Here is a 15,288-nt window from a genome sequence, read left to right as displayed (position 1 = left end):
AGCATCGTCCACATGTCGGCTTATCTGCGATACCAACATGATTGCGTTGACCGGAGCGCGGGTAAAACGCACCGCATAAACCTGGGTAATTTGAATGCTTTGCGCGTGGTGGAGCCACGGGGAATCGAACCCCGGACCTCTGCAGTGCGATTGCAGCGCTCTCCCATCTGAGCTACGGCCCCGCGCGGTTGGCCACAGGCCAGGATCGATGGCTTAGCGGCTCGATTTCGCTGTTGCAACCGGGTTGGTGAAGCCCTTCGCTCTGCTTCTGGCCCGCCGTCGCAGCGGTGCGTCGTGTCGGCGTCAAGCGACGGCAAACACAGGAACAATCGACGACCTTGGCATTTGTAGACCTCGGAATGCACGACGCCGCATACGACGACGCCGGCAACCGCAGGACAGCAATTAGGAGGCTCCTATGGTCTACGAACGCAATACCAGAGATCGTCAGTCGGGTGACTATTATGGTCGGCCGAACTCGCAGGATTACGGTCGCGATTTCCGCTCCGATGGTGGCGACTATGGTCGATCCAATGCGCGCGATTATGCAGCAGCCGGTAAGTTCGATCGCGACAATGATCGCGGGGACCACGGGTATCGCGGGCGCGACGATCAGGGTAGCCGTGACTATTATGGCGGCCACAACGATCGCCAGCAGCCATCGGGCGGCGATCGCTATGGTCAGTCGCGCTACGGACAGGCGGGAGGCCAGTCCTACGGCCAGCAGGGCTATGGTCGCCAGGATTCGGGTCAGCCGCGTTATGGCCAGCAAAGTTATGGCCAGCGCAGCCAGGGTTCGGGCGATACCGACTATCATGGCAGCTATGCGTCGGACGGGCGTCGTTTCGAGGACGTAGGGCGCAACCGTCATGCGGACGACGACAACCGCACGTCGCGCGGCGGCAGCCGTAACGAGGGGCGTGACTATGGTCGCCAGCCGCAGGGCTATGACTATGACGATCGCGGATTCATCGCGCGGGCAGGCGACGAGGTTCGTTCGTGGTTCGGCGACGACGAGGCCGAGCGCCGCCGCGAAGCCGATGCGCGCTATGACGAGCGGTCCTATGGCGGCTCGGACAACCGGTCGTTCGGCAATCGGTCGTCGAACCCGCATGACGATCACTATCATAGCTGGCGCAGCACGCAGATTGCCGCGCTCGACCGCGACTATGACGAGTATCGCCATGAAAACCGCTCCAAGTTCGAGACCGAGTTCTCGTCATGGCGTAATGAGCGGCAGGGCCAGCGTAGCTCGCTGTCGCAGGTCGCCGAGCATATGGAAGTCGTCGGGTCCGACGGCAGCCATGTCGGCACGGTCGACAAGGTGAAGGGCGACCGGATCCTGCTGACCAAGAACGATCGCGATGCGGGCGGCGTGCATCACTCGATCCCGTCGCGCTGGATCAAGACCGTTGATGGCAAGGTGACGCTGTCGAAGTCGGCCGACGAAGCAAAGGCGGCGTGGAAGGAAGAAGAGCGTAACTCGGCGATGTTCGACTATGGCGATCGCACCGGCGGCGACAAGAAGGACGCCGGTACGACGGGGTATGCTTCGACCACGCAGGCCGGCAGCACTGCCGGCGCGACGTCGACCACGAGCACGACATCGGACACGCTCGGCAAGTCCGGGTCGACCACATACTAAGCGTTTGAAAGCATTGGCTGACGTCGCGTGACGTCAGTCGAAACGAGCCCGGGCGATACCGTCCGGGCTTTTTTGCGGGTTGCGTTGGGTGTGCGTTTCGCCATACCCGCAACACGAATAATCAAGACAGGAGCAAGTTTATGGCCCGTGCATGGAGCCTGAAGGCACGTCCGCAAGGCATGCCGAAGCATACCGACTTCGCCATGATCGATCTCGACCAGTCGACGCTCGGCGCCGGCGAGGTGCGGATCGCCAATCGCTGGCTGTCGGTCGACCCGTACATGCGCGGGCGGATGAACGACGTGAAGAGCTATGTCCCGCCATTCGCGCTGGGCGAGGCGATGCAGGGCGGTGCGGTCGGCGAAGTGGTCGAGAGCAACGACGACGGCATCAAGGTCGGCGACATGGTGCTGCACATGGCCGGCTGGCGGGACGAGGCGGTGGTCCCGGCCGCGCAGGTGCAGAAGCTGCCCGCGCTCGACGTGCCGGCGCAGGCGTTTCTGGGTCAGCTCGGCATGCCGGGGATGACCGGATATTTCGGCCTGCTCCAGGTTGCCGAAGCGAAGGCAGGCGACACGGTGTTCGTGTCGGCGGCGGCTGGCGCGGTAGGATCGACCGTCGTGCAGGTTGCCAAGGCCAAGGGCATGACGGTGATCGGCTCGGCCGGCGGCGCGGAGAAATGCGCGTGGGTGAAATCGCTCGGTGCGGATGCGGTGATCGACTACAAGAGCGACGTGCCGGTAGTGAAGGCGCTCGGCCAAGCGGCTCCGAAGGGTATCGACGTGTATTTCGACAACGTCGGCGGTGAGCATCTCGATGCGGCGCTGGCGCATGCGAACATGCATGCGCGGTTCGCGGTGTGCGGGATGATCGACGTGTACAACAGCGGTGCGGCGACGCAGCTGAAGTATCTCGCGCGGCTGATCGGTAACCGGATCCAGATCCGCGGGTTCATTGTCAGCGACTACATGAATCGCGCCGAGGAGTTCTACAAGGACATGGGCGGGATGCTGGCGGCGGGGACGCTGAAGCGGCAGGAGACGGTGCACGAGGGGCTCGAGACGATGCCGGATGCGTTCCTGGGGCTGTTCTCCGGTGGGAATACGGGGAAGATGCTCGTCAAGGTTTGAGTTCGTATCCCCAACATCTCATCGTCATTCCCGCGCAGGCGTGGATCCATGCTGGCAAGCGTAGCGGTCTAACCGCCAGCGTTTGAGAATATGGGTCCCCGCCTCCGCGGGGATGACGATGGTTGTGATCCTTCCTACAACCACTTCGCCTGCTTGAACTTCACGTATAGCGCGGCGCAGACGACCCCGATCACGCCTAGTACGACGAAATACCCGTATTCCGTTTTCAGCTCGGGCATGTTCTCGAAGTTCATGCCGTAGATCCCGGCGATCGCGGTCGGCACGGCGAGGATCGCGGCCCAGGCGGCGAGCTGGCGGGTGATCGCGCCGGTGCGTTGCTGCTCCAGCAAATTGCTGAATTCGAACACGGAGGTCAGCACTTCGCGCAGGCCCTCGACCATCGTCTGAACGCGGCGGACGTGGTCGAGCACGTCGCTGAAATACGGTTTCGCCTCGGTATCGATGCAGGGGAGGTCGAGGCGGACGATCTTGCCCGCGACCTCGCCCATTGGCCCGAGGATACGCTGGAAGCGGATCATCTCGCGTCGCAGCCCGAAGATCCGGACGATCTCGTCGCGGCCGAGGAACGCGTCGATCGTGCGTTGCTCCATCGCGAGCACCTCGTCCTCGATGCTTTCGACGATCGGGAGATAGCCGTCGACGACGTAGTCCAGAATTGCGTGGAGGACGTAATCGACGCCGTTTATCAGCAGTGTCGGCGCGGCTTCGAGCTGTTCGCGGAGTGCCTTGTGCGAGCGCGCCGAGCCGTGGCGGACGCTGATGATATGGCTGTGGCCGACGAAGATCGCGGTTTCGCCGTACGCGATCTTGTCCTGCTCCAGCTGCGCGGTGCGGGCGACCACGAACAACTGGTCGCCATAGACGTCGACCTTGGGCAACTGATCCGCCTTGATCGCGTCCTCCACCGCCAGGGGGTGGAGATTATACTGGTCCTTCAGCGTCCGCATCTCGGCGTCGGTCGGGTCGCAGATGCCGATCCAGACGAACTCGGAACGGTCCGCGGGACAGTCGACCTTTTCGTCGATAGAGACCGCGCGGACGCGCTTGCCATGGCGATAGAGATACGCGGCGACGACCGTCATGGAGCCTCGAGGATTACGCGGACTGGGCTCGCGCCGGTATCAGAACGCCGGGAGGACCGCACCTCGATAATGCTGCTCGATGAAGGTCTTGGTCGCCGGGCTGCGCAGTGCCGCGATCAGCTTCACGACGCGCGGATCCTTCTCGCCGCCGGGCAGGCCGACGACGAAATTGACGTAGGGGCTGTTCTTGTCCTCGATCGCGAGCGCATCGCGGACCGGGTTGAGCTTCGCGTCGAGCGCGTAGTTGGTATTGATCAGCGCGAGATCGACTTCGCCGAGCGTGCGGGGGAGGGTGGCGCCTTCCAGCTCCTTGAAGTTCAGGTTGCGCGGGTTGGTGGCGATGTCGTTGAGGCTCGACAGCGGGTTGGTCGGGTTCTTGAGCATGATCAGCCCGGCCTTCTGCAGCAGCAGCAGCGCGCGGCCGCCGTTGCTCGGCTCATTCGGGATCGCGACGGTCGCGCCGTTCGGTACCTGCGCGATCGACTTCCACTTGCGCGAATAGGCGCCGAGCGGTTCGACGTGGACGCCGGCATAGGTGACCAGATGCGTGCCGCGCGAGGCGTTGAACTCGTCGAGATACGGCTTGGTCTCGAAATAGCTGACGTCGATCTGCTTCTGCTCGACCTGGAGATTGGGCTGAACGTAGTCGTTGAAGACGCGGATCTGGAGGTCGACGCCTTCCTTGGCGAGCGTCGGCTTGATCGATTCCAGGATTTCCGCGTGGGGTACTGCGGTCGCGGCGACGGTCAGCGTTTTGCCGTCATTGGTCTTGGTTCCACCGCAGGCGGCGAGCGCGAGCAGCGAGAACGAGGCGAGCAAAATGCGGCGGTTCATGGCGATTCCTAGCGGCGTTAAATCAGCGGCGGGTGAAGTGGCGGGCGAGCGCGTCGCCGGCATATTGGATGATCTGGACGAGCACGACCAGCAGCACGACGGTTACGACCATGACGTCGGTCTGAAAGCGCTGATAGCCGAAGCGTATCGCGAGATCGCCGAGGCCCCCTGCGCCGACCACGCCCGCCATCGCGGTAAACGAGACGAGCGCGACCGCGGTCACGGTGGCGCCGGCGATCAGTCCGGGCAGCGCCTCGGGGATCAGCGCGCCGGTGACGATCTGGCGCGTGGTGGCGCCCATCGCCTGCACCGCCTCGATCGTGGTGCGGTCGACTTCCTTGAGCGATCCTTCGACGAGCCGTGCGTAGAAGGGCGCGGCGCCGACGACGAGCGGGGGGATGGCGCCGGCGACGCCTAGCGAGGTGCCGACGAGCATCACGGTGAGCGGGATCATCACGATCAGCAGGATGATGAACGGCACCGAGCGGAGGATGTTGACGATGATCCCGAGCACGGCGTTGGCGACGCGGTTCTGTGACAGCCGGCCCCGGTCGGTGAGGTAGAGCAGGACGCCGAGCGGGAGGCCGAACGCGATCGTCAGGATCAGCGATCCGCCGAGCATGATCAGCGTGTCGAGGCAGGCCTGGCCGATGTCCGACCAGTCGATGTTGGCGAAGAAGCTCATGCCGCCAGCGCCGCCAGCATGCGCTGCGTTGCCGGGTGGGCGGCGTTGGCGAAGATGTCGGCGACGTCGCCGGTCTCGACGATGCGGCCGCGTTCGAGCACGGCGACGCGGTCGCAGACGTAGCGGACGACGTCCATTTCGTGCGTGATCAGGACGATCGTCAGGCCGAGGTCTCGGTTCAGCTCTCGGAGAAGGGTCAGGACCGAGCGGGTGGTTTCGGGATCCAGCGCGCTGGTCGCTTCGTCGCAGAGCAGGATGTCGGGGTCGGTGGCGAGCGCGCGGGCTATGCCGACGCGCTGCTTCTGGCCGCCGGAGAGTTGGGCAGGGTATTTGGCGGCGTGATCGGCGAGGCCTACGCGGTCGAGCAACGCGGCGACTTTCGTCTCGCGTTCAGCTTTGGATACGCCCGCGAGCACCAGCGGGAACGCGACGTTCGCGGCGACCGTGCGCGACGACAGCAGGCCGAAGTTCTGGAAGATCATGCCGATCCGGCGGCGCAGCGCGCGCAGGTCCGCCGCGGACAAAGCGGCTACGTCGACACCATCGACTTCGACCCGGCCCGTAGTCGGGCGTTCGAGCGCGTTGATAAGGCGGATCAGTGTCGACTTGCCTGCGCCGGACTGGCCGATGACGCCAAATACGCCGCGCGCCGGAATTTCCATCGACACGCCGTCGAGGGCCGCCGCCTCGCTTGCCGGGTAGGTTTTAACGACCTCGGTGAGACGGATCATGCGGTGCCCATGACCTGCGCCGCGAACCGTTCCATTTCCTCGGCCTGCGGACTCATCTGGAGCAGCAGCAGGTCGAGACCGGCCGCCTCGTATTCCGCGACACGCTCCTTCAACTGCTCGGGCGTGCCGACCAGATTGGGGCGCAGGCCGCGGTTGGAGACGGAATATTCCTGGATCTTGAGTTCGCGTTCGAGCTGCGTGCCCGACAGCCACTGGTCGAAGTTCGCATAGCCCGCCGGGAGTTCGGTGACGCTGGTGATGCGCTCGAGTTCGCGCTTCGCCTCCGCCTCGCTGTCGCGAACGATCGCATAGGCGGCCATGCCGTATTGCATCGGCGCGCCCCCGGCTGCCTCGCGCCGCGCCGCCATGTCGGCGATTTTCGGGGCGATCGCGTCGGCGGGGTCGCCGTGCATGACGTACGCGTTGCACTGCGCGGCAATCATCGCCTTGGCCTTCTCGCTTTCGCCGCCCGCGTAAACGGTCGGGCGCTTGGCGGGCTTGGGTGAGCAGATCGCTTGTTCGGTGGTGTAGAACTGGCCCGCGAAGTCGAAGCGCTCCTGCGTCCACAACCCATCGACGACGGTCAGCCACTCGGCGGTTCGGGCGTAGCGATCGTCGTGCTGGTCGAACGGGAGGCCGTATTGCTTGGACTCGTCCGCCCACCAGGACGACACGACGTTCAGCGCGAGCCGCCCGCCCGAAATGCGGTCGATGTTCGCCGCGGCCTTGGCGAACAGCGCGGGGTGGTGGAAGTTCGGGCGGACCGCGACCATCAGCTCGATGCTGTCGGTCACCGCCGCGAGTGCCGCCGCGGTCGACCACGCATCGAGCGCGGGCTGTTCGATGCCCTTGATGTCATTGAGGTTCAGCTCGGCGATCAGCGTCAGGTCGTAGCCCCAGCGCTCGGCATTCTGCGTCAGCGCCTTGGTGTACGCCCAGCTTGCCTCCATCCCCTCGTCGGGGACATTGCGAAGCCAGCCGCCGAAGACGGGAGTCCAGTAACCATAGCGCATCAGCGGGCCTTCTCGATCTGTTCGATCAGGTAATCGACGAGGCGGTCGTGCGGATCCCAGCCGAGCACATCCAATGGCTTGGCGACGAAGTTCGACAGTGCGTTGATGTCGTAGAAGCGCGCGACGCCGTCGCGGTCGTCGATCATCACCTCGACTCCGCCGACGTCGAGATCGACCGCGCGGGCGATCGCCTCGGCGGCGTCCTTCAGCGTATGCGAGGGCTCGACCGCTGCCATCTTGATGCCCGAGCCGGGTACGACGCAGGCGTCTGCCGGGCAGAGATCGAACGCGCCGCCGCCTGCGACTTCGATCGCGTAAAGGAATTTGCGGTCGAGCGTCTCGATCCGGGTGATCGCGCCGTCGCGGACGGGGACGTATTCCTGGACCAGCAGCACGCCGTCGACGCTGCTTGGGAGTCTTGCATCGGCGACGGCGGTGCGGAGTTCGTCGAGGCTGTCGAAGCGGATGATGCCTGCGCCGGATCCGCCGATGTTCGCCTTCACGACCAGCGGGAAGCGGAGCGTCTGCGCGGCGGGGACAACGTCGGCGGCGCGGTGGACGACACGCGTTTCCGGGATTGCGAGGCCGAGCGAGGCGATCAGCGACAATTGCCGCGCCTTGGAGGCGTCGATCGCGAGGACGTCGGTGCCGTTGATCACGCGTGCGCCGGTGCGGCGCCAGTGATCGAGCATCGCCATCGTGTCGAAGATCGGATGCTCGTCGTTGCGCAGGAAGCTCGACATCGCGATGCGGTTGAAGACGACGGGGGCGGGGGCGCTCTGGTCGGCGGGGTTCCAGAACCCGTCCGGCGTCGCGCGCGAGAAGCCGACGCCGCGGCGGTCGAGGGCGGCGAACAGCGGTTCGAACCAGAGCGGGTGCTCGTAGAGAATGGCAAGATCGGTCATCGTGCCCCGGATACGCATTGCGCGCGGGCGTGCAAACCCAAGCAAAACTTTGCCACGCGCAATATCGTGTCGCGGGGGCGCTGACAGAAAGGGGGCGACGCGGTAGCGTGGCGGATGATCTCCAGATTCGTCACGCTCGCTCTTGCCGTTCTCGGCGCCGTTTCCGTCTCGGCGCAGGAGGCTCCGTCTGCGCCGCCGCCCGCTGCTCCGGCGACCGTCTCGATCGTGATGACGACGAGCGAGGGGGCGATCACGCTAGCGCTGGAGAAGGAGCGAGCGCCGCTGACGACCGCGAACTTCCTGCGCTATGTCGACCAGAAACGGCTCGACGGGGTGACGTTCTATCGGGCGATGAAGCTCGGCGCGGACGCCGGGTTGATCCAGGGCGGGCCGCGGGGTGATGCGAAGCGGCTGCTGCCGCCGGTGAAGCATGAGCCGACCAGCCAGACCGGGCTGTCGCATGTCGACGCGACGATCTCGATGGCGCGGTTTGCGCCGGGGAGCGCGACGGCGGATTTCTTCATTACCGTCGGGCCGGTGTTGTCGCTCGATGCGAATCTGGCTGGGAGCGGGGATCCGGCCGGGTTCGCGGCGTTCGGGCATGTGGTGGAGGGGATGGATGTGGTGAAGCGGATTCTTGCTGCGCCGACTTCGCCTACTGCCGGGGTTGGGGTGATGAAGGGGCAGATGATCGCTGCGCCGGTTGAGATTTTGACGGTGCGGCGGGTAAAGTAACGGGCGTCGGATAGAGAGCGATTACGCTTCTCAGCGACCACCCCGGCGAAGGCCGGGGGCCAGTTGGGGGACGTCGCCAACTGAGCGTTGCGCGTCGTTACTGCAACCTTTCCAACTGGGCCCCGGCCTTCGCCGGGTGGCGCACCAATCAGGGTGGTGCAGAATACTGACGGCTGCCCCCGGTTTTGTGTTTCCCCGCGAAGGCGGGGACCCAGACTGGGCTCCCGCCTTCGCGGGAGAACAAGGGGGCGGGGGCTGGCCTTCGCCCTCAGGCGGGCGCCATCACCCGGATGATCCCGGCAGCCACCTTGGCCGTCACCGGAGTCTTCGCCAGAACTTCCCCATCGATCGAAATCGGCAATGGCGGGATCGTGTTGATCTTCAGGCTCTTCCCCCGAAAATCGCGTACTTTCTCGTGACGTGACTCGAGCCGGAACACGCTGGCATACCAGTTCTGCACCAGTCGCCGCTTCACGTGCCCCATCACCGCCTGCACCACGATCTCGCCCGAATCGACCGCGGCCGCATCCACCAGTTCGGTGCCGCCATGATAAGGCCCGTTCGAGATTCGCACCTCGACAACGCGGATTTTCACCGCGGTCGGGCCTTCGCCGACGATCAGCGTGAACGGGCGGAAGCGCATGTATTGATACGTCGCCCACGCGAGGTAGCCGACCTTGCCGAAAACCTTCTTCAGCCCGTGCGGCACCGTCTCGGCGATCTTCGGGCTGATCCCCATCGCCGCGCAGTTCGCGAAATAGTCGCCGTCGATCATGCCGAGATCGATCCGGCGTGGCTTGCCGGTACGGATCACCTCTACCGCGCCTTCGATATTCAGCGGAATGCCGAGCGTGCGCGCGAAGCTGTTGGCAGTGCCGAGCGGTAGGACGCCCAGGATCACGTCGTGGCCCACCATCAAGTCCACCAGCCCGCTGACCGTGCCGTCGCCGCCGCCCAGGATCAGCAGGTCCGGCTTCTTCGCCAGCGCCCGCAGGACGGTCGCTTCCAGGTCCTTCGGATCCTCGACCGCATGCGCGTCGACCTCATAGGGCAGCCCCGACATAGCCGCGCAGGCGCGCTTGAACAGCTTCTGGCCCTTGCGCGACTTGGCGTTGACGACGAGCGCCGCGGACGTGATCGTATCGTTCGACATAAGGCCCCCAACGCACGGCATGCGGTTTCGCACCCGTAACGCTTCTCCCGTAAAACTTGATCCGTCGCCGCGCATCCCGCAAAGCCCGCCGCATGACCGCAAGCTATCCCGCGCTTCGCCTCCGTCGCACCCGCGCCTCCGCCTGGAGCCGCCGCCTCCATGCCGAGACCGTGCTGACTCCCGTCGACCTGATCTGGCCGCTGTTCGTCGCCGAAGGAGAGGGTGTCGAGCAACCGATCGCCAGCCTGCCGGGCGTGTCGCGCTGGTCGGTCGACGGGATCGTCGCGCGTGGTCGCGAGGCGCGCGACCTCGGCATCCCGTGCATCGCGCTGTTCCCGTATACGCAGGTCGAGCGCCGGACCGAGGATGGCCGCGAGGCGCTCAACCCCGACAATCTGATGTGCCAGGCGATCCGCGCGCTAAAGGACGCGGTGCCGGAGGTCGGCGTGCTGACCGACGTCGCGCTCGATCCGTACACCAGCCACGGCCATGACGGGGTGGTCGACGCGGCCGGCTATGTCGTTAACGACACGACCGCCGAGATGCTCGTCGCGCAGGCCTTGAACCAGGCCAACGCGGGCGCCGACATCATCGCGCCGTCGGACATGATGGACGGCCGGATCGGCATGATCCGCAGCGCGCTGGAGGCGGAGTCGCACCACAATGTGCAGATCATGTCCTACGCCGCCAAATACGCGAGCGCGTTCTACGGTCCGTTCCGTGACGCGGTCGGCTCGCGCGGGCTGCTGAAGGGCGACAAGAAGACGTACCAGATGGACAACGCCAACGCCGAGGAAGCGCTGCGCGAGGTCGCGATGGACCTGGCGGAGGGCGCCGACACGGTGATGGTCAAGCCCGGCCTGCCGTATCTCGACATCATCGTCCGCGTCCGCCAGGCGTTCGAGGTGCCGGTGTTCGCGTACCAGGTGTCGGGCGAATACGCGATGATCGAGCACGCCGTCGCGGCGGGCGCGGCGGAACGCGATGTGATGGTGCTGGAGACGCTGATGTCGTTCAAGCGCGCTGGTTGCTCGGGTGTACTGACCTATCACGCGGCGCATGCGGCAAAATTGCTGAATGGCTGACACTGTCGGCGCGGACGACAGGCCGCTGATGGCACGCTGGTGCCGGACGATGTTCGTGGCGACGATCCTGACGGGGTCGTTCCTGTTGTTCCTCGTCCAGCCGATGGTGGCGCGGATGGCGTTGCCGCGGCTGGGTGGCGCGCCGGCGGTGTGGAACTCGGCGATGCTGGTGTACCAGGCGTTGCTGCTCGCGGGCTATGCGTATGCGCATTGGCTCGGCCGGGTGCGGCCGCGGGCGCAGGCGGCAATCCACCTTGGCGTGCTGATCGTCGCGGCACTGTGGTTGCCGATCGGGCTGATCGCGATGGACCTGCCGGTGGATGCGCTGCCGGCACTCTGGGTGCCTTGGCTGCTCGGGCTGTCGATCGGGCCGTTGTTCTTCGCGGTCTCCGCGCAGGCGCCGCTGATCCAGCGCTGGTTCAGCGCGGCGAGTGGCGGCGGCGATCCCTATGCGCTGTATGCCGCGTCCAATCTCGGCAGTTTCGCGGGGCTGATCGCGTACCCGCTTCTGGTCGAGCCCTTGATGGCGATCCATGCGCAGAGCCTGCTGTGGAGCGCGGGCTATGTCCTGCTGATCGTACTGGTGCTGGCCTGCGCCACGCGCCTGCCGAAGACCCTCGCGAGCGAACACGTCGTCGCCACCAGCGCGCCGCCGGGTGCCAAGCGGATCCTGCATTGGATCGCGCTTGCGCTTGTCCCGTCGGGGATGATGCTCGCGACGTCGACCTATATTTCGACCGATATCGTCGCGATGCCGCTGCTCTGGGTGATCCCACTCGGACTGTATCTGCTGAGCTTCAGTGTCGCGTTCGCCAACGATCGCTGGCTCGCCGACCTGCTGACCCGGATCGCGCCGATCACGATTTTGCTGTTCGGCGGGGTCATCATGAGCGGTGGCTACACCGAGCGGCCCTTCTTCAGTGCCGGCATCGCGCTGGTGCTCCTGTTCATGATCTCGGTCGCGCTGCATACCGCGCTCTATCGCAAGCGGCCGGCCCCCGACCGGCTGACCGGCTTCTATCTGGCGATGTCGGCGGGCGGGGCGCTCGGCGGCGTGTTCGCCGCGCTGGTGGCGCCGGTGGTGTTCGACTGGACCTATGAATATCCGCTGCTGATCCTCGCGGCTGGGGCGCTGGTGCCGCAGGTCTATCTGATCGCGCGGTTGCGCAATCTTTGGATGGCGAAGGGAGGGGTGAAATGGGTCGCGCTCGCTGCGATCGTTCTCATCCCGCTGGTCGTCGCCGGTCTGCGTATCGGTAACCCCGACGGCCTGTTGGGCGACAGCCAGCAGGGTATCGCTTTCCTGATCGTCGCGACGATCGGCTTCGCGGCGATCGGCGCGCGATTGCCCTACATGATCGTGCTGGCGGCCTCGCTCGTCCTGTTCGGTGGCTATCGGTCGCTGGAACTGTCGATCGAGCCCGGCGCGCGCGTCCGCAGCTATTTCGGCGTCTATACCGTGCGGAACGAGCCGGGGCCGGATGGCGGCACGCGCGAACTCGATCACGGGACGACGGTCCACGGCATCCAGCTGCGCGGTTCGCCGGCGCGCGAGCGGACGCCGACCACCTATTATGCGGTCGGTTCGGGCGTGGGGCAGGCGATGCTCGCCGCACCCGCGCTATATGGTCCGACCGCGCGGATCGGTGTCGTCGGGCTTGGGACGGGGACGCTGTCGTGTTACGCAAGGCCCGGCCAACGCTGGCGGTTCTACGAGATCGACCCGGCGGTAGTCGCGATCGCGCGCGATACGGGCCAGTTCACCTATCTGTCGCGATGCCTGCCCAACCCCGATATCCGGATGGGCGATGCGCGGATCGCGCTGGCGCACGATGCGTCGAACAGCCTCGACCTGCTCGCGCTCGATGCGTTCTCGTCCGATTCGGTGCCGATGCACCTGATGACGCGCGAGGCGTTTGCGACCTATGGCCGGGTGCTCGCGCCGGGCGGTCTGTTGCTGGTGCATATCTCCAACCGCTTCATCGATCTCGAACCAGTGGTGGCCGCGGCGGCACGCGAGGGCGGCTGGACCGCCGTGATCCTGCGGTATCGTCCGTCGAGCGTGCTCGTCGACCGTGCCTCGGCGTCGGACTGGGTGGCGCTGTCGCGTGATCCGCGCGCGATCGCGGCGTTACGCGCGAAGGACCCTGGTTGGACCATGCCGACGCCGCGCAAGGGTTTTGCGGGGTGGACCGACGACTATTCGACGATCCTGCCGTTGCTGAAGGGATTCTGAGCTTCTCGTCCTCTCCCTGGCGGGGAAGGACAAGACGGGCAGTTCAAGCCGAGGGCAGGCTCGCCTGGATGCGCGCGATCGTTGCGCCCTGCCGGTCGGCTTCGGCCTGCGCCTTGTTGCGGATCGTCGCTAGCGCGGGATAATCGGGCTGCAACGTGGCCGCACGGTCGGTGGCGCGCGATTCCATGTCGGTGACCAGCGACGAGCTCTGCGCGCGCCAATCGTCGAGCCCGGCGAGGGCGGTCTGCGCCGCGATCCACGGCTCGCTGCCGACCGCCGCACCGCGCGCGGTCCGCGCCAATGCCTCGGCCTTCGCCGCATCGCGCGCGAATCCGGTGGCGATCGCGTCGAGCTTGCCGGACAGCGTCGCGATCTCCGCGTCGAGCGCCGGATCGGGGGCCGCGACCGCCGCTTTCACCGCGGGTTCGGCAAAGCCGAGCTTCTCGATCGGCCGGGCGCCGAGCGACGGATAGCTGGTCCTGTCCTGGCTGCACGCGCCGGTTGCGAGGACGAGCGCGAGCGATACGTGACGGAGCGAAGCGGCGTGTTTCATGTCCGCCGCTCTATGCTGCGAAAGCTTTGCGCACAACTTTCTCGCGGCAAACCCTTGCACCGCCGAAAATGCCTGCTATCAGCGCCCCTCCAGTGCACCCATAGCTCAGCTGGATAGAGCATCAGACTACGAATCTGAGGGTCGGGCGTTCGAATCGCTCTGGGTGCACCAGGATTTTCCGCTTCATAGCGGGCTTGTCGAACCGGACACGGGACGGCGATGCACCCATAGCTCAGCTGGATAGAGCATCAGACTACGAATCTGAGGGTCGGGCGTTCGAATCGCTCTGGGTGCACCATTTTCCTTATATCGGCGGGTCGCGCGAGAGCCGTTTCGGCAGCATCGATGCGGTATCCGGACGCGGTCGGTGGTACGCCGACTGATCCCGGTCGCCGAAATGCGACTTTGACCAAGCCGCGGCGTTGAGATGCCGGACCATATTCAGGAGATCACGATGCGGCGTACGGGCAAGGGATTGATCGGAGGGGCGCTGCTGGCTGCGGTGTCGGGGCTGGGGCTGTCGCTCTATTCGAGCCGGCTCGCGCGCCATGCCGAAGATCTGGTGCCGCCCGACGGACGCTTTCTCGACGTCGACGGGGCACGACTTCATTATATTGATGTCGGATCGCAGACCGGGCCGACGATCGTCATGGTCCACGGCCTCGGCGGACAATTGCGCAACTTTAGCTATGCGCTCGTCGATCTGCTCAAGGACGAATACCGCGTCATCGTCGTCGATCGGCCTGGCTCGGGCTATTCGGTCGCGACCGGGAACACCACGCCAGGGCTCATCGCGCAGGGTGCGATCATCGCCGACTTCATCCAGAAGCTCGGGCTCGATCGGCCGTTGTTCGTCGGCCATTCGCTGGGCGGCGCGATCGGGCTTGCGGTCGGTCTCGATCATCCTCACCTCGTCCGCGCGCTGGCGTTGATCGCGCCGCTGACCCAACCGCTGGAGCAGGTGCCCGAGAGTTTCCGTGGGCTCGCGCGGATTCCTGCCGGCGCGCGTCTCGCGTTCGCGCAGGTGCTGGGGACGCCGCTCAGCCGGCTGACGGCGACCAGGACGCTGCAGGGCGTGTTCGCGCCCGAAGCGGTGCCGGAGGACTTCGTGACCCGCGGCGGCGGTGCGCTCGCGGCGCGACCGGTCGCGATCGCGGCGGCGGCGGCCGATCTCGCCGGGGCGAACGATGACGTGACGGCGATGGCGGCGCGCTATGGTGAAATCCAGCTGCCGACGCGCATCCTGTACGGGCGGCAGGACGCGATCCTCGATCCGGCGTGGAATGGGCACCGGACTGCGGCGGTGATTCCGGGGGCTAAGATCGACACGATCGAGGGGGGGCATATGATCCCGATTACGGCGCCTGAGGCTTGTGCGCGGTTTGTGAGAGCTGCGTTTGCGGCTGGGTGAGTTTGCGGCTGGGGCAGCGTACTCGAGTAAGCTATCCGCCCCGGCGCAGGCCGGGGTCCAGTTGGAAAG

The 15,288-nt window shown here is 65.7% G+C and carries 14 protein-coding genes and 3 tRNA genes; 8 read left to right on the top strand and 9 right to left on the bottom strand.

What is annotated here, in order from left to right:
- Positions 1–106: 106 nt before the first annotated feature.
- Positions 107–182 (bottom strand) — tRNA-Ala (locus C8J47_RS12550).
- A 236-nt stretch (positions 183–418) separates the two neighbouring features.
- Between C8J47_RS12550 and C8J47_RS12545 the strand changes: the two genes are divergently transcribed.
- Both C8J47_RS12545 and C8J47_RS12540 read left to right on the top strand, forming a co-directional pair.
- Complete coding sequence (locus C8J47_RS12545; protein WP_121885962.1) at positions 419–1,645, top strand: DUF2171 domain-containing protein; 1,227 nt, start codon at positions 419–421, stop codon at positions 1,643–1,645.
- Positions 1,646–1,785: 140 nt separating this feature from the next.
- Positions 1,786–2,775 (top strand): NADP-dependent oxidoreductase, encoded by a 990-nt coding sequence (locus tag C8J47_RS12540; RefSeq protein WP_121885961.1) that lies wholly within the window; start codon positions 1,786–1,788, stop codon positions 2,773–2,775.
- Between the two features lie 134 nt (positions 2,776–2,909).
- Here C8J47_RS12540 and C8J47_RS12535 read toward each other — a convergent pair whose 3' ends face one another.
- The 6 genes from C8J47_RS12535 to C8J47_RS12510 are packed head-to-tail and all read right to left on the bottom strand — an operon-like array spanning position 2,910 to position 8,046.
- Entirely contained in the window at positions 2,910–3,878 is a 969-nt protein-coding gene (locus tag C8J47_RS12535) for a magnesium and cobalt transport protein CorA (RefSeq protein ID WP_121885960.1), read from the bottom strand.
- A 39-nt stretch (positions 3,879–3,917) separates the two neighbouring features.
- On the bottom strand, positions 3,918–4,712 hold the full coding sequence (locus C8J47_RS12530; RefSeq protein WP_121885959.1) for a MetQ/NlpA family ABC transporter substrate-binding protein: 795 nt from the start codon (positions 4,710–4,712) through the stop codon (positions 3,918–3,920).
- 22 nt (positions 4,713–4,734) lie between these two features.
- Positions 4,735–5,397 carry a methionine ABC transporter permease gene (locus C8J47_RS12525; protein ID WP_056062682.1) on the bottom strand — a complete coding sequence of 221 codons (663 nt, stop codon included), beginning with the start codon at positions 5,395–5,397 and terminating at the stop codon, positions 4,735–4,737.
- Positions 5,394–6,128: a methionine ABC transporter ATP-binding protein gene (locus C8J47_RS12520; protein WP_121885958.1), complete on the bottom strand. Its 735-nt coding sequence runs from the start codon at positions 6,126–6,128 to the stop codon at positions 5,394–5,396. The genes C8J47_RS12525 and C8J47_RS12520 overlap by 4 nt, the downstream gene beginning before the upstream one ends.
- Positions 6,125–7,141 (bottom strand): LLM class flavin-dependent oxidoreductase, encoded by a 1,017-nt coding sequence (locus C8J47_RS12515; RefSeq protein WP_121885957.1) that lies wholly within the window; start codon positions 7,139–7,141, stop codon positions 6,125–6,127. The genes C8J47_RS12520 and C8J47_RS12515 overlap by 4 nt, the downstream gene beginning before the upstream one ends.
- Positions 7,141–8,046: a RimK family alpha-L-glutamate ligase gene (locus C8J47_RS12510; RefSeq protein WP_121886221.1), complete on the bottom strand. Its 906-nt coding sequence runs from the start codon at positions 8,044–8,046 to the stop codon at positions 7,141–7,143. Before C8J47_RS12510 ends, C8J47_RS12515 begins: the two co-directional genes overlap by 1 nt.
- Before the next feature lie 114 nt (positions 8,047–8,160).
- Between C8J47_RS12510 and C8J47_RS12505 the strand changes: the two genes are divergently transcribed.
- On the top strand, positions 8,161–8,781 hold the full coding sequence (locus C8J47_RS12505; protein WP_121885956.1) for a peptidylprolyl isomerase: 621 nt from the start codon (positions 8,161–8,163) through the stop codon (positions 8,779–8,781).
- 268 nt (positions 8,782–9,049) lie between these two features.
- Here the strand turns inward: C8J47_RS12505 and C8J47_RS12500 are convergent, their stop codons facing one another.
- Entirely contained in the window at positions 9,050–9,934 is an 885-nt protein-coding gene (locus C8J47_RS12500) for a diacylglycerol kinase family protein (RefSeq protein WP_056062698.1), read from the bottom strand.
- Positions 9,935–10,026: 92 nt separating this feature from the next.
- Here C8J47_RS12500 and hemB point away from each other — a divergent pair, with 92 nt between their 5' ends.
- Both hemB and C8J47_RS12490 read left to right on the top strand, forming a co-directional pair.
- Positions 10,027–11,019, top strand: a complete 993-nt coding sequence (hemB, locus tag C8J47_RS12495) for a porphobilinogen synthase (protein WP_121885955.1) — start codon at positions 10,027–10,029, stop codon at positions 11,017–11,019.
- Complete coding sequence (locus C8J47_RS12490) at positions 11,012–13,255, top strand: fused MFS/spermidine synthase (protein WP_259467524.1); 2,244 nt, start codon at positions 11,012–11,014, stop codon at positions 13,253–13,255. Before hemB ends, C8J47_RS12490 begins: the two co-directional genes overlap by 8 nt.
- Positions 13,256–13,298: 43 nt before the next feature.
- Here the strand turns inward: C8J47_RS12490 and C8J47_RS12485 are convergent, their stop codons facing one another.
- Complete coding sequence (locus tag C8J47_RS12485) at positions 13,299–13,808, bottom strand: hypothetical protein (protein WP_121885954.1); 510 nt, start codon at positions 13,806–13,808, stop codon at positions 13,299–13,301.
- 94 nt (positions 13,809–13,902) lie between these two features.
- Between C8J47_RS12485 and C8J47_RS12480 the strand changes: the two genes are divergently transcribed.
- The 3 genes from C8J47_RS12480 (at position 13,903) to C8J47_RS12470 (ending at position 15,219) form a co-directional block, all read left to right on the top strand.
- Positions 13,903–13,979 (top strand) — tRNA-Arg (locus C8J47_RS12480).
- A gap of 50 nt (positions 13,980–14,029) precedes the next feature.
- Positions 14,030–14,106 (top strand) — tRNA-Arg (locus C8J47_RS12475).
- A 156-nt stretch (positions 14,107–14,262) separates the two neighbouring features.
- The gene (locus C8J47_RS12470) at positions 14,263–15,219 is read left to right on the top strand and encodes an alpha/beta fold hydrolase (RefSeq protein WP_121886219.1); all 957 of its coding nucleotides are present in this window, start codon (positions 14,263–14,265) and stop codon (positions 15,217–15,219) included.
- Positions 15,220–15,288 lie beyond the last annotated feature (69 nt).

This window comes from Sphingomonas sp. PP-F2F-G114-C0414, assembly GCF_003688595.1.
Taxonomy (GTDB): Bacteria; Pseudomonadota; Alphaproteobacteria; order Sphingomonadales; family Sphingomonadaceae; genus Sphingomonas.
This window is presented reverse-complemented; position numbering and strand designations above follow the sequence as displayed.

What these genes read in the sequence shown, in the direction of transcription:
- C8J47_RS12545 (WP_121885962.1), top strand. Translation starts at nt 419, where the DNA reads ATGGTCTACGAACGCAATACCAGAGATCGTCAGTCGGGTGACTATTAT.
- C8J47_RS12540 (WP_121885961.1), top strand. Translation starts at nt 1,786, where the DNA reads ATGGCCCGTGCATGGAGCCTGAAGGCACGTCCGCAAGGCATGCCGAAG.
- C8J47_RS12535 (WP_121885960.1), bottom strand. Translation starts at nt 3,878, where the DNA reads ATGACGGTCGTCGCCGCGTATCTCTATCGCCATGGCAAGCGCGTCCGC.
- C8J47_RS12530 (WP_121885959.1), bottom strand. Translation starts at nt 4,712, where the DNA reads ATGAACCGCCGCATTTTGCTCGCCTCGTTCTCGCTGCTCGCGCTCGCC.
- C8J47_RS12525 (WP_056062682.1), bottom strand. Translation starts at nt 5,397, where the DNA reads ATGAGCTTCTTCGCCAACATCGACTGGTCGGACATCGGCCAGGCCTGC.
- C8J47_RS12520 (WP_121885958.1), bottom strand. Translation starts at nt 6,128, where the DNA reads ATGATCCGTCTCACCGAGGTCGTTAAAACCTACCCGGCAAGCGAGGCG.
- C8J47_RS12515 (WP_121885957.1), bottom strand. Translation starts at nt 7,141, where the DNA reads ATGCGCTATGGTTACTGGACTCCCGTCTTCGGCGGCTGGCTTCGCAAT.
- C8J47_RS12510 (WP_121886221.1), bottom strand. Translation starts at nt 8,046, where the DNA reads ATGACCGATCTTGCCATTCTCTACGAGCACCCGCTCTGGTTCGAACCG.
- C8J47_RS12505 (WP_121885956.1), top strand. Translation starts at nt 8,161, where the DNA reads ATGATCTCCAGATTCGTCACGCTCGCTCTTGCCGTTCTCGGCGCCGTT.
- C8J47_RS12500 (WP_056062698.1), bottom strand. Translation starts at nt 9,934, where the DNA reads ATGTCGAACGATACGATCACGTCCGCGGCGCTCGTCGTCAACGCCAAG.
- hemB (WP_121885955.1), top strand. Translation starts at nt 10,027, where the DNA reads ATGACCGCAAGCTATCCCGCGCTTCGCCTCCGTCGCACCCGCGCCTCC.
- C8J47_RS12490 (WP_259467524.1), top strand. Translation starts at nt 11,012, where the DNA reads ATGGCTGACACTGTCGGCGCGGACGACAGGCCGCTGATGGCACGCTGG.
- C8J47_RS12485 (WP_121885954.1), bottom strand. Translation starts at nt 13,808, where the DNA reads ATGAAACACGCCGCTTCGCTCCGTCACGTATCGCTCGCGCTCGTCCTC.
- C8J47_RS12470 (WP_121886219.1), top strand. Translation starts at nt 14,263, where the DNA reads ATGCGGCGTACGGGCAAGGGATTGATCGGAGGGGCGCTGCTGGCTGCG.